This window comes from Microcystis sp. M20BS1 (genome assembly GCF_020245305.1).
In the GTDB taxonomy this organism is placed as follows: Bacteria; Cyanobacteriota; Cyanobacteriia; order Cyanobacteriales; family Microcystaceae; genus Microcystis; species Microcystis ichthyoblabe_A.
The window spans coordinates 1-12,551 of record NZ_JADBUZ010000027.1; the positions used below are offsets into that span (position 1 = coordinate 1).

General features: G+C 44.0%; 13 protein-coding genes, 1 tRNA gene and 1 pseudogene. 9 read left to right on the forward strand and 6 right to left on the reverse strand.

All coding sequences use genetic code 11. The features are described from left to right. Positions 1 to 186: 186 nt before the first annotated feature. The 4 genes and pseudogenes from IM507_RS02725 to rlmN form a co-directional block, all read right to left on the reverse strand. Positions 187 to 411 carry a phycobilisome linker polypeptide gene (locus IM507_RS02725; RefSeq protein WP_002732223.1) on the reverse strand — a complete coding sequence of 75 codons (225 nt, stop codon included), beginning with the start codon at positions 409 to 411 and terminating at the stop codon, positions 187 to 189. Between the two features lie 308 nt (positions 412 to 719). Continuing rightward, positions 720 to 884 (reverse strand): annotated as a pseudogene (locus tag IM507_RS02730) (dual-specificity RNA methyltransferase RlmN); the annotation flags it as partial. Between the two features lie 92 nt (positions 885 to 976). Then, positions 977 to 1,534, reverse strand: coding sequence for a hypothetical protein (locus tag IM507_RS02735; protein ID WP_002734482.1), 558 nt, complete (start codon positions 1,532 to 1,534; stop codon positions 977 to 979). 283 nt (positions 1,535 to 1,817) lie between these two features. Continuing rightward, positions 1,818 to 2,831 (reverse strand): dual-specificity RNA methyltransferase RlmN, encoded by a 1,014-nt coding sequence (gene rlmN / locus IM507_RS02740; RefSeq protein ID WP_123230209.1) that lies wholly within the window; start codon positions 2,829 to 2,831, stop codon positions 1,818 to 1,820. 478 nt (positions 2,832 to 3,309) lie between these two features. On the opposite strand from rlmN, the gene rimK reads away from it, so the two are divergent. Beyond that, positions 3,310 to 4,215, forward strand: coding sequence for a 30S ribosomal protein S6--L-glutamate ligase (rimK, locus tag IM507_RS02745; protein WP_002734374.1), 906 nt, complete (start codon positions 3,310 to 3,312; stop codon positions 4,213 to 4,215). 167 nt (positions 4,216 to 4,382) lie between these two features. On the opposite strand, the gene IM507_RS02750 is transcribed toward rimK, so the two are convergent. Continuing rightward, entirely contained in the window at positions 4,383 to 5,438 is a 1,056-nt protein-coding gene (locus tag IM507_RS02750) for an ABC transporter ATP-binding protein (RefSeq protein WP_002731862.1), read from the reverse strand. Between the two features lie 123 nt (positions 5,439 to 5,561). Here IM507_RS02750 and IM507_RS02755 point away from each other — a divergent pair, with 123 nt between their 5' ends. Together IM507_RS02755 and IM507_RS02760 are read left to right on the forward strand one after the other, a co-directional pair. Next, a complete protein-coding gene (locus tag IM507_RS02755) occupies positions 5,562 to 6,242 on the forward strand; it encodes a nucleoside phosphorylase-I family protein (protein ID WP_002734747.1) in 681 nt (226 codons plus the stop codon). A gap of 54 nt (positions 6,243 to 6,296) precedes the next feature. Continuing rightward, positions 6,297 to 6,378: transfer RNA gene (locus IM507_RS02760), tRNA-Leu, on the forward strand. Between the two features lie 116 nt (positions 6,379 to 6,494). Here the strand turns inward: IM507_RS02760 and IM507_RS02765 are convergent. Then, positions 6,495 to 7,361, reverse strand: a complete 867-nt coding sequence (locus IM507_RS02765) for an Rpn family recombination-promoting nuclease/putative transposase (protein ID WP_002734444.1) — start codon at positions 7,359 to 7,361, stop codon at positions 6,495 to 6,497. A gap of 322 nt (positions 7,362 to 7,683) precedes the next feature. On the opposite strand from IM507_RS02765, the gene IM507_RS02770 reads away from it, so the two are divergent. The 6 genes from IM507_RS02770 to chlG all read left to right on the forward strand — a co-directional run bounded on the left by IM507_RS02770 (position 7,684) and on the right by chlG (position 12,353). Then, positions 7,684 to 8,316, forward strand: coding sequence for a DUF305 domain-containing protein (locus IM507_RS02770; RefSeq protein WP_353847153.1), 633 nt, complete (start codon positions 7,684 to 7,686; stop codon positions 8,314 to 8,316). A gap of 226 nt (positions 8,317 to 8,542) precedes the next feature. Beyond that, entirely contained in the window at positions 8,543 to 9,439 is an 897-nt protein-coding gene (locus tag IM507_RS02775; RefSeq protein ID WP_069474566.1) for an ABC transporter permease, read from the forward strand. A 94-nt stretch (positions 9,440 to 9,533) separates the two neighbouring features. Next, on the forward strand, positions 9,534 to 9,866 hold the full coding sequence (locus IM507_RS02780; protein ID WP_002742482.1) for a hypothetical protein: 333 nt from the start codon (positions 9,534 to 9,536) through the stop codon (positions 9,864 to 9,866). Positions 9,867 to 10,066: 200 nt separating this feature from the next. Then, positions 10,067 to 10,258, forward strand: a complete 192-nt coding sequence (gene petP, locus IM507_RS02785; RefSeq protein WP_002742483.1) for a cytochrome b6f subunit PetP — start codon at positions 10,067 to 10,069, stop codon at positions 10,256 to 10,258. Positions 10,259 to 10,280: 22 nt separating this feature from the next. Beyond that, entirely contained in the window at positions 10,281 to 11,357 is a 1,077-nt protein-coding gene (locus tag IM507_RS02790) for a Get3/ArsA fold putative tail anchor-mediating ATPase NosAFP (RefSeq protein ID WP_024970494.1), read from the forward strand. A gap of 6 nt (positions 11,358 to 11,363) precedes the next feature. Beyond that, on the forward strand, positions 11,364 to 12,353 hold the full coding sequence (gene chlG / locus IM507_RS02795; RefSeq protein WP_004158757.1) for a chlorophyll synthase ChlG: 990 nt from the start codon (positions 11,364 to 11,366) through the stop codon (positions 12,351 to 12,353). Positions 12,354 to 12,551: the final 198 nt, after the last annotated feature.

Sequence of the window (12,551 nt, forward strand, 5' to 3'; positions counted from 1 at the left end):
ACCGCCTATAGCTTCTTGTACTTGTTGCGCGCGACTTTTTACCCGGCCAAGCTTTTCTGGTCGGAACCCCCTAAGCCGAGTTTTCAAGGTGCTGCGCCGTCCACTTGGTTTTCGAGACTGGCCTTTTAATTCTAACGTAAAGCCAACCCAGAACGGCGGGGTTTCAGACCCAAAATTTCCGATGAACTACTCGGCCGCAGCAGCGTTTAAGGGTTTAATGCTGACGATGCGAGCGCCTAAACGGGTAATCCGACGCATTTCTTGATTCATGCGGCTATAGGGAACGGTTAAAAAGACACTGCCACTCTTACGGATAGAATAATCTAGGTTATCAGTATTGTCATTTTGACTCAAACCGACGACTTCATAGACAAAAAGGCGATTTTCTTTGGCACTAGAGAGACTTTGCATCGAAATGGCTCCTACATTGATGTTATAGTTCTCTAGTTTAGCCTAGCAGGGAGACTAGCAATCTAGTTAGGGTTTGCGGCAAAAAGTTTCTCGTGGGGCCAGGGTGTGGGGTGCAGGGTGTAGGGTGTAGGGTTGTACCCATTTTCATCTGGTAAATTACCTAATTTTCAGGGAAAAAGTCCCTGAATTTTCACCCCGATCCCTCCAATGGCTGGCACTTTTTGATTTTCCAAAAGTCTAAACGTCTTACCCAACAAGGTTTTTAGATGTATTCAGCCAACCCTAGTTAATGGCCGATTTACGCCTGTTTATTCTACCATAACGCTCGATCGCAATTGTCCACAGGCCGCATCGGTCGCTAAACCTCTCGAATAACGGACAGTAACGGCGACTTTTTCCTGTTCTAAAATAGTTTTAAAAGCCTTAATTCTTTTTTCATCAGGCCGCTGATAATCCACCTCTTGAATGGGATTAAGTGATCGCTGTTAATTGTTTAAAGATAAGCCTGCCGATAAGTCGCAACGCTACCTCCTTGATCTAGTGTAGTCGATTGATGTCGTACTACTTAATCATCCCCGATGATTTCTCGCAGGTCTTGATTGAAGTGAAAGTGGGTAATATACACTCCTTTAGGGGTCTGTAAAGTGATAAACTCTATAAACAAAGAATCTTGTTCGTGGCGAAGTTTCAAGAAAAAACGTCTTAAAAACTTATTCTGGGGATAGATAAGTTCTTGCAGGAAAATAGATTGTTTACAAGGTCCACTAGCTTGAGTGTATTGTTTGAGAATTTTTTTCATTTGTAAACGGGATTCCTCCCAGATCTGGACATCCCTTCTAGCTTGTTCGGCCGATTCAAAAAAATCCTCATGATCCTTGGCGAATTTAATCATGCTATCTACCCACACATCAACTGCACCACCAGTATTGCCCGCTAGATACAGTTCCAATCCTTGACGAACAGGCACGGGAAGTTGTGCCATCTCCTCATCATCAATTACGATCAAGGTGGGTGTGGTTGGTTCTTGGCCGACAAGTAGCGGTCGACTATAAGCTACCCCAGAAAAACAATTAAAAACCGCTAAAGTTCCTAAAGCTGCAATTGCTAATATTTGACTTTTCATGATCCTTACCCCCGAACTCGAAAAAATCACCAACAGTCGAGTTACTGCGGTTGACAAGTACTAAAATCTACTTCTCTGAAAAAATTCCGCAACGGGATAACCAAAACCGCTAGTTCAAGAAGCACACTTAACAGTTACTTGCCCCCACCGTTGAGGTGTTGCCCGATAACCATCCCGATCTTGATTAAATTTTACAATTATTAACAAACAACACAACCAACACTCCTCTGTTACTCTAATTATAACAGAGAAAACTGATGATAGAGTAGTGAACAAATCAAGTTTATTCTACCATAACGCTCGATCGCAATTGTCCACAGGCCGCATCGGTCGCTAAACCTCTCGAATAACGGACAGTAACGGCGACTTTTTCCTGTTCTAAAATAGTTTTAAAAGCCTTAATTCTTTTTTCATCAGGCCGTTGATAATCCACCTCCTGAATGGGATTATAGGGGATTAAATTGACGTGAGATTGAAACCCTTTCACCAGTTTGGCTAATTCCCTTGCGTGTTCGGGTAAATCATTTACTCCCGCTAAAAGAATGTATTCAAATGTCACTCTTCGTCCCGTGATTTGAACGTATTCCTGACAGTCTTGGATCAGATTACTTAGGGGATAATGGTCGGCACTGGGGATTAATTTAGCTCGAACTTGTTGATTAGAAGCATGAAGACTAACAGCAAAAGTTACTTGTAAATTATGTTCGGCTAGTTGCTTGATTTTATGGGGTAATCCCACGGTAGAAATCGTTAAACAACGCTGACCGATCCCCACATCTTGATTCAGGGAATGAATCGCTGTCACCACTTCGGGGATATTTAATAAAGGTTCCCCCATCCCCATAAATACCACATGACTAACTCGCTGTTGAAAATCCTCCTGTACTGTTAATACTTGGTCAACGATTTCATAGGCTTTTAAATTACGAGTAAAACCCCCTTTTCCCGTGGCACAAAAATCACAGGCCATCGGACAACCCACTTGGGAAGAAACACAGACTGTTAATCTTTTTTCACTAGGAATTCCTACCGCTTCGATAATTAAACCATCCGCCAGTTTTAGCAGATATTTACGAGTGCGATCGGGTGCTACACTGCGATAATGTATAAGGGAACGACCGATAGGATAATCCGCCAGCTTGCTGCGCCATTCTTGGGGGAATACGGAAATATCCGCCAAAGAATGCACCCCTTTTTCGTATAGCCATTGGTGTAATTGTTTACCCCGATAAGCGGGTTGTCCCTGGTCTTTTACCCAGTCGGTCAGTTCCTCTAAAGATTTCGCTAGTAAAGTCATAATTATTATCGTTGATCACCTTATCATTCTAACCGATCGCTCATGCCTAGTAGCAAAATCGTAACAAAATTGTATTGATTAATTGACATTTTTTCCCTTTGCTCCTTCTCTAGTCTTTGTTAGTCAATTAAATACTTAAAACTATAACTTAAGTAGGTAGGTGTTAAAAGTTTTCAGATACCCCCGCCTATCGGCACCCCCCTTATCAAGGGGGGCAGGGGGGATCGAACCTCAAATCCATTTTTAATTTAATTATAACCAGCTACTTAAACTGAGCCTGACGACAAAAATAAATCTAGTCTTAAGCTTGACTTTTTTACTTTTCATTTAATCTAACTGTTCAAAGGGAACTGTCAGCGCCATAATAATCGATGGACTTCGATCGAGAACAGAAATTTTATGAGTTGCCAGCAAAAAAAGTCAATATGGGGAAATAAGGAGCTATTCAGTTGTAAAAGCAATATTTAAGCGAAAATTTATGAAAATCGCTATTTTATCGCAAGATACTTCTCTTTATTCCACCAAGCGACTGAAAGAAGCGGGAGAAGCTCAAGGCCATGAGGTACGAGTGATCAATTATTTGCGCTGTTACATGAACATCACCTCCCATAAACCCACGGTTGTTTATAACGGTAAACCCTTAGAGAGTTTCGATGCGATTATCCCCCGTATTGCCGCCTCAAAAACCTTCTATGGAACCGCAGTAGTCCGACAATTCGAGGTGATGAATGTTTTTACTGCCAACGACTCGCAAGCAATTTCCCGGTCGCGGGATAAATTGCGTTGTCTGCAAATCCTGGCCAGGGAAGGGATAGGTTTACCGGTGACGGGAATTGCTCACGCAACTCAAGATATCGATGGTTTAATCGAAACCGTCGGCGGCACCCCTCTGGTGATTAAATTATTAGAAGGAACCCAAGGTATTGGGGTAGTCTTAGCGGAAACCGATCAAGCAGCCAAGTCAGTTATTGAAGCTTTTCGGCAATTAGAGGCTAATATTCTAGTACAAGAGTATATTAAAGAGGCCAGTGGGGCAGATCTGCGCTGTTTTGTCATCGATGGAAAAGTGGTAGCCTCGATGAAGCGACAGGGGGCTGAGGGCGATTTTCGTTCTAATCTTCACCGCGGTGGCAAAGCAGAAAAGATAAAATTAACCCCAGAGGAACGCAGTACGGCTATACGGGCCACTAAAGCTATGGGTTTACGGGTTGCCGGTGTGGACTTATTACGGTCTAATCACGGGCCTGTGGTTATCGAGGTCAATTCCTCTCCCGGTTTGGAAGGAATAGAAGCGGCCACTGGTGTGGATGTGGCCAAAAAAATTATTGATTTTGTCGCTAAAAATGCCACCCTAGTCCTAAATCGCGATCGATATCAATATTAGCTGTCAGCCTTGCATCAGTTATCAGTTATCAGTTATCAGTGGGTAAGTTATCAGTCAATAGTATTAAGCGATAAGCTCGGAGCTGCCTTTTTACTAAAAAAAATCTCCCCACACCCCACACCCCACACCCTACACCCTACACCCACTTTCAAGTCAGATGTGATTGATCAGTCGGCAAATACACGGACGCTATCGGGAATAATCGATAGTTTTACCTTTGTACCGATGTCTAATTGGGTGTTAATCGTTGTTCTAGCGTGGATTTGGCTGCCGGTGGCCGTTAGCAGACAATAACGGTATTCCCGTCCTAAAAATTGGCGATCGCAAATAACTAGCTCTCCCGTCTCATCCGGGTTAATTTTGACATCTTCCTCTCTCAGCATCAATTCCCCTTTGTCCAAATCTTGACCATCGGCAATTTCCCAGACTCCTATCTCGGTTTGCCATTGTTCCCCCTTCCGTCTAGCGGGGAGAAAGTTAGCTTGGGTGACAAACTCGGCCACGAATCGCGAGGCCGGATGACTATAAATTGCTTCGGGATTGTTAATTTGTTCTAATTTTCCTTGACAAATGACCGCAATTGTGTCACTGATCACCATTGCTTCCTCCCGGTCGTGGGTGACAAAAATGGCCGAGATACCAGTCGCTTTCAGGATATGACGGATCTCGTGTCGTAAGCGTTGCCGGACCTGCACATCGAGATTACTTAAAGGTTCATCTAAGAGGATTAAAGAGGGTTTTGGGGCTAAAGCGCGGGCGAGGGCGACTCTTTGCTGTTGTCCTCCTGATAGCTGATGGGGATAACGTTTTTCTAGTCCTTGCAGTCCGACTAAATCCAAAGTTTCCGCCACCCTAGCGTTAATGGCTCTGCTCGATAATTTCTCCCCAGAGTTTTTTAAACCGAAGGCGATATTGTCAGCAATGGTTAAATGGGGAAAAAGAGCGTAATCCTGAAAAACCATGCCCGTATTGCGTTTTTCTGGGGGAATAAAGGTTTTTTCGTCGGCAACTATTCGCCCTCCCAATTCAATCACTCCTTGAGATGGTTTTTCAAATCCCGCAATCATCCGCAGTAGAGTGGTTTTACCGCAACCCGACGGACCCAATAATCCGAGAATTTCGCCCTCTGTTAAACTAAAACTGATATTATCGACAGCTAGAGTAGGAGAAGCGGGAAAACGCTTGTTAACCTCGGATAAACGCAGAATGACAGACTTTTTCATGGTGAGAAAGACAATCGCCCAGTCAGTGGCAGGGCTATTTACTTAAGAATTATTCCTAATTAGTTCACTACTATTATTTATAACATCTCAATGGACTAATTAGGAAACTTTCTCAAAAATTTCATGCTCACACCTGAAGATATTATTCTCGTTCCCCGGGGGGCCGAGCATAGCTCAATCCGTCGAGGATTAAGGAACATCGGCGATTTAGCCCCGCAAATTATCCCGATTAACCTTGGCGCTCCAGAATTTCTCGACAGTTCCCCAGTCTCTAGGCAATCTCTAGAATTTCTTAATAAGTTTACAGGAAAAATTGTGACACTGGGATTAGCGGGCAGTCTCAGCGATCGCTATCGGGTCGGAGATGGGGTAATCTATCAAGGTTGTGGCGCGGAAACGGGGAGTTATTGGCAGTGCGAACCAGAAATAACCGCAGAAATCGCCCAATTAACTGGATATAGTCTCGTTAAAGGTTTAACCAGCGATCGCCTGATTAGCCGATCCGAGGAAAAACGACGTTTAGGACAGGGGGGCTATGAGGTGGTAGATATGGAAGGAGCAAGGATTTTAGCGGCTTTACCGGGGCAAAAAGTGGCAATTGTGCGCGTGATTAGCGACGAGGTGACACAGGATTTACCCGATTTAGCCCCGGCAATTGATAATCAAGGTCAGCTGCTACCATTGCCCCTAGCTCGACAAATGTTAATCCGTCCTCTCCCGGCCTTCCATTTGATTCAAGGTTCCCTAAAAGGTTTATCCGTACTAACTCAGGTGGCGCGAAAGTTGTGCGGCAGTAATTTTTAAAAGTTGCTTGCAGATTATTTTTTTTCTGTGCTATAATGGTTAAGCTAAAATCAAGCGGATGTGGTGGAACTGGTAGACACGCACGTTTGAGGGGCGTGTGGCTTACGCCTTGCGAGTTCGAGTCTCGCCATCCGCATAAACTTTTATCTGCCCTCTGACAAGAATTGCCCTTGTCACCCATCGTCAGGGATGGACATTTGGCCATCAAAATTTCCTAACTCACCCTTTCAGGTGGCTTAGGTTTGACTAAGTTTAGTTAAGCGGTTGCGAGTAGCGATTTAGCCAAAGCACTAGGTCGTTTAATGCCGTAAAATCCAACAAAGCCTCAGCCAAGGACTCTAATTGCTCGATTTCTAAAGACTGAATCTGGGCAGCCAACACCTCATCCACTGCACCAAAACGACGTTGCAACAGACGCAAAATCAGGGCAGATTCTCCTTCCAGTCGTCCTTCCAGTCGTCCTTCTTCCTTGGCTTCACGATATACCCTTGTATCTGCCAATTGTAGTCCTAGCATCGCTTCCACCTCCTGCCGACTCAAGTTAGTAAATTTATAGACCATAATTGTGGCAATCATTTCTATTATGGCGCGACTGGCTTCTGTATCTGCAATTTGCTCTTGGGTTCGTGCCAGTAAATAGCGGGCTTTTTCTGGTGCTTGGGTTTCTTCCACAGTAGTGAGTACCATCAAGGCAACCCCTAACGGTAACTGCTGAATTTCCCCTAATTCTTTCAGGTAAATTCGATGCACTTGCTCACAATTGAGCAGCGCCCGGTAAGGATGGGCATTACTTTGTTCTAGGCTGCGGGTGGGATAGATGACAACAATTTGCCAATCGGCAAATCGTTCTCGCTGACGGTAAAAATACAAAAATGATTCACCAAATACCCTTTCATAGAGTCGTTCGTCTTTTTGAAATTGCACTTCGCAAAAATAGATTACCCCGCTACTATCATTATCGGGTGGCAGGAATACGCCATCGATCTCAAATTTGGGTTCTTTGACGGCTACGGAGTCAAAGCGGTATTCGGTGGCATTATCTGGCGGGTTTTCCAGTAAATCGAAGAGAAGGGAGGGGGATTGTTGAAAAAGCCGGTAAAATATCGAGTCTCGTTTCATCGCCAATTCAAAAATGAAACGCATCAACCTCAAGAGGGAGCATCTCACCTTTGTAACCCCTAAATCAGGTTTTTATGTCAAGCTATTTTGAAAGCCTTGCTGGAAAACAGTTTTAGAGATAAGTATAATTACTCACTTGCATAAATGAGATGCTCCCACCTCAAGACCTCAAGAGTTGAAAAAGAAAGGCTCATCAGGTACTGTTTGAGCCTTATCGGAAGTTAACGACGGCGGGTGAGTTCAGCCGTTAGACTGCCAATTTCTTGGTCAAGATAGTTCCGGTTACTTTTGGGCAGGTGCTATACTGTAGTGAGGTTTGTAAATGGTTTCTCCCATGAAAAATAAAGCCATTATTGTACTGGGGGCGGTTGCCGCTCTTGGGTTGGCTGCAACCTCAACTTTACTTATGACACGTCCATCTGGAAATTCTCCAGATTCCGCCTCTGCTCAATTTTCTCCCAACGGCATGGGTATGATGCATCATATGCAGGTCAGTAGCGAGTTTAACTATCTTGCCCAAATGATTCCTCACCATCAGGAGGCAATCGATACCGTCCAGGTTATTCTGACACGCACTAGTCGTCCTGAGATGAGGCAGTTTGCTCAAAAGATCATTCAAGTGCAAACTGCTGAAATTGCTCAGATGAAAAACTGGCTCAACGAGTGGTATCCCGGAAGGAATATTAGCGTTTCCTACGTTCCCATGATGCGCGATCTGAGTCAAATTCAGGGCGATGCCCTAGATCAAACTTTTTTACAAAATATGATTAAACATCATATGGGAGCCGTGATGATGTCGCAAATGCTCCTGAATCATAATCTGGTGAAGCATCAGGCTGTCCGGCCTTTTGCTGAGAACATTGCCACTAGCCAGCGCCGGGAAATTCAGCAGATGCAAACTTGGTTGATGGCTTGGTTTGGTGATCGCAATCCAATGGGTGGGATGCATCATTAGCTGGTATTGCGATCGCGATTTTGTCGGGTGCGTTCCCTAATGCAAGTACGCTTAACTGATACAAAAGTTCTGGTGTCCCCTAAAACCAGAGACTTATCGCCTCAAAATAAAGATAACTGCTATATCCTTCTGTTCACTTTAAAATAAAACCGTTAGCTTGCTGGGGATTGAGAGTGACAATCCCAAAATCTCTACCTAAACCCTTCCCTTTCGAGGTAAATATTTCATGAGCCAAACGATCACACCTTCTTCCTTAAAAGCTAGTTTAGCCCCCAATACGACTAGAGCAGCAACGGTGGACGATGGGGGAAATGTGCTAGGGGAATTTCTGCAAGAAACTCTGGCCATGACTAAACGTCTGTTCATCCAATTAAAACGTCGTCCTTCAACCCTAATCGCGGGGGTAATTCAGCCCTTTATGTGGCTGATTTTATTTGGAGCTTTATTTTATAATGCCCCCCAGGGACTATTCGGCAACGATCTCAGTTATGCTAAATTTCTCGCCCCCGGAGTGATTGTCTTTACCGCTTTTTCCGGGGCCTTAAATGCCGGTTTGCCGGTAATGTTCGATCGAGAATTTGGCTTTCTTAACCGTCTCTTGGTAGCACCTTTAACCACTCGTTACTCGATCGTGGCCGCTTCTACCATCTATATTATCGCCCTCAGTTTCATCCAAACCGCCTCGATCGTGGCCGCTAGTGCCTTTTTAGGGGCCGGATTACCCAGTTTAGCTGGATTAGGTGCGATCGCTTTGATTGTTTTCCTAATAGTTTTGGGGATGACTGCCTTAAGTCTCAGTTTAACCTTTGCCCTACCCGGACATATCGAATTAATCGCCGTCATTTTCGTCACCAATTTACCGCTTTTATTTGCCAGTACCGCCCTCGCTCCCTTAAACTTTATGGCAGATTGGTTAAAAGTAATCGCTAGTCTCAACCCTCTTACCTATGCGATCGAACCGATCCGTTATATTTATTTCAATCAGCACTGGTCTTTTGATAGCATAGTCTTACAAACCCCTTGGCTTGACCTCAATTTCTTGACAGTTTTAGCCCTACTCTTAGCTTTTGATCTGCTAATCCTTTTAGCAATTCAGCCCTTACTTCGTCGTCGTTTTGCTTAAATCAGTTATCAGTTATCAGTTATCAGTTCACTGATAAGCTTGTAACTTTCTCACCACCAAAAACAAGATAATTTTCTGAGGAGTTAGTTAGATTATGAATACTCAAAAAATGTTAATCAAATCGTCTTTATTTCTAGCTACCATTCTATTAGTCGGGGCTGATTTTAATCCGCAATTGTTAGCTCAAAGCTTGAACCCCAGTCAGCCGGATTATCAAAAAAATGAACGTAGTTCCGATGGCAGGGATGCTCTCGGTGGTTTTGATCCTTTAGACTTGATTCATAATAGTAATTTTCGCCGTAGCCGGGACGGATCGGAGTTTCAGGAAGATACTCGCAATAATATCAACCAAGCGGCTGAGGAGTTTAAACGCAAGCAAAGAGAACAACTGGAAAATCTGCAAAATTCTGCCCCAGAAACCAAATAAAACCCCTTTTTGATTTGCCTTTTGCCCATCCTAACCAGGAGGTTGATTTTGTCCTATTGCTTAGTATATATGATCGCTAAGTGCAGATGATCTGAGAAAGACCGATAACTGAAGAGCATTGGGGGGTTTATCTTACACGAATTTATATTAAACTTAGGATTGGTTTATTGAATTATCATCTTATTAAAACTGTGGAAGTAATGGAAATCGGGCAAAAAGTCAAGGTCTGTCGCTTAAGAGACCGCGTTAACTCGGATGTAGCGGGTAAATTGGGTAAAGTGGGTGTCATCAAAAATTTTAAGATGACCGATGGCAGCGGTGTTGGTGCTGTTGTCCAGTTCGATGATAAAACCGCTACTTGGTTTTTTGAAGATGAACTCAAACTCATCTAAATATAACGCTTAGGAACTAATTATGTCCTTAATTTTGACCTTTTTGGGCAAGGGGGGCAGCGGTTGCAGTACAATAGCGATCGCTTCGGCAAAGAAAATGGCTGGTCTGGGGTCAAAAGTTCTCTTGATCGGTCAGGATCCTAGCCCTGCTTGGGGATTACTCCTCAAGGCCTCCCCTAGCTCCTCCATTACAGAAATTGCCCCCAATCTCTCGGTTGTGCAGCTTAGTAGTACACATTTACTAGAAAAAAGTTGGGAAGAAGTCAAGGAATTGGAAAAGCAGTATTTGCGTTCTCCCACCTTGAAAAATGTTTATGGTCAAGAGTTGGGCGTTTTACCCGGAATGGACCAAGCTCTAGCCTTAAATTTCCTGCGGGAACAGGATAAAAGCGGAAATTACGATGTCATCATCTACGACGGCAGCGGAGATATCAACAGTCTGCGAATGTTGGCGATTCCAGAGGTGGGCAGCTGGTATTCACGCCGTTTTCGCCAGGTTTTCAGCGATTCTGAGATTGGTCGCACCCTTTCTCCCTTTTTCCAACCAATCGCCGCCGCCGTGCTGAATTTCTCCTTTAATCCCGACGGTTTAGGGAAGAAGGTCGATAATAACATTCTAGACGAGGGACGTTCCGCTTTAGCCGATCCTCGGCGAGTTTTAGCCTATCTAGTCACCAATGATGATCCAATTGCGATCGCAGAGGCCAAATATCTTTGGGGTGGGGCGCAGCAAATCGGTTTAAATGTGGGGGGAGTGATCTTTAATCGCTGTCAGAGTGCCACCGAGGATTTTGCCCCGCTGCCGGCGGCGATTTTACCCGACCGTCAAGGAGAAGATTGGCAGGAGTTAATCGCCGAGTTACCCAATTTTCTCACGGTGCAGCCGCCCAAACCGTTAATAATCGATACGGCAGCCGGTCAGGTCAAGGTTTATTTACCCGGATTCGAGAAAAAACAGGTAAAACTGACGCAATCGGGTCCAGAATTAACCATCGAAGCCGGGGATCAACGGCGTAATATTGATGTACCACCGCCTCTGACCGGAAGATCGGTAAAAGGGGCAAAATTCCAAGAAGGTTACTTAATTATTTCTTTTTAAGGGATTATGTCGAACAGCGAGATAGAAAACAAGGATAATCGAGGCGCAAAAACTCGCCAATTATTGGGCATGAAAGGGGCCTCATCGGCAGAAACCTCCCTCTGGAAAATCCGCTTACAATTGATGAAGCCGATCACTTGGATTCCCCTAATTTGGGGGGTTGTCTGTGGGGCTGCTTCATCGGGTAATTATACTTGGTCTTTAGAAGATGTCTTAAAAGCGGCCACCTGTATGTTACTTTCCGGTCCATTGATGACTGGTTATACCCAAACTTTAAATGATTTTTACGATCGAGAAATCGATGCAATTAATGAACCCTACCGTCCGATTCCTTCGGGGGTGATTTCTATTCCGCAAGTGGTCGGCCAGATTTTGGTTTTATTAGCAGGTGGGTTAGGAATATCTTATCTTCTCGATCGCTGGGCTGGTCATGATTTCCCAATCATGCTCTGTTTAACCCTATTTGGTTCTTTTATTGCCTATATTTATTCAGCACCACCCTTAAAATTAAAACAAAATGGTTGGCTGGGAAATTATGCCCTCGGTGCTAGTTATATAGCATTACCTTGGTGGGCAGGTCACGCCCTTTTTGGTCAGTTAAATGGGACAATTATGATCCTAACCCTCATCTATAGTCTGGCGGGTTTAGGCATTGCTGTAGTTAACGACTTTAAAAGTGTGGAGGGTGACGAAAAATTAGGCTTAAAATCCTTGCCAGTTATGTTTGGAATTACCACTGCAGCTTGGATTTGTGTGATTATGATCGATGTTTTTCAAGCGGGAATTGCGGGCTATCTGATTAGTATTCATCAGAATCTTTATGCCGCTATTTTACTGTTATTAATTATCCCTCAGATCACTTTCCAAGATATGTATTTTCTGCGGGATCCGCTCAAAAATGATGTCAAATATCAAGCCAGCGCCCAGCCTTTTCTAGTGTTAGGAATGTTGGTGACAGGTTTGGCTTTAGGTCAGGGGATACTCGGAAGATTGTAATTAATAAAAACTGGAAATATCCAGTTTATGGGACATAATCGCCTTGAATTGGGTTTCTGTTTACGGTAACTTGATCCGTCAAGAGGGGTGAAAATAGATTTTCGGTTCGATCCCCCCTGCCCCCCTTGATAAGCTATCCATTAGTCACATCTTTCTTAACATAAAATTTGACAAAAAGAGAAAAGTGTGCAAGATGGC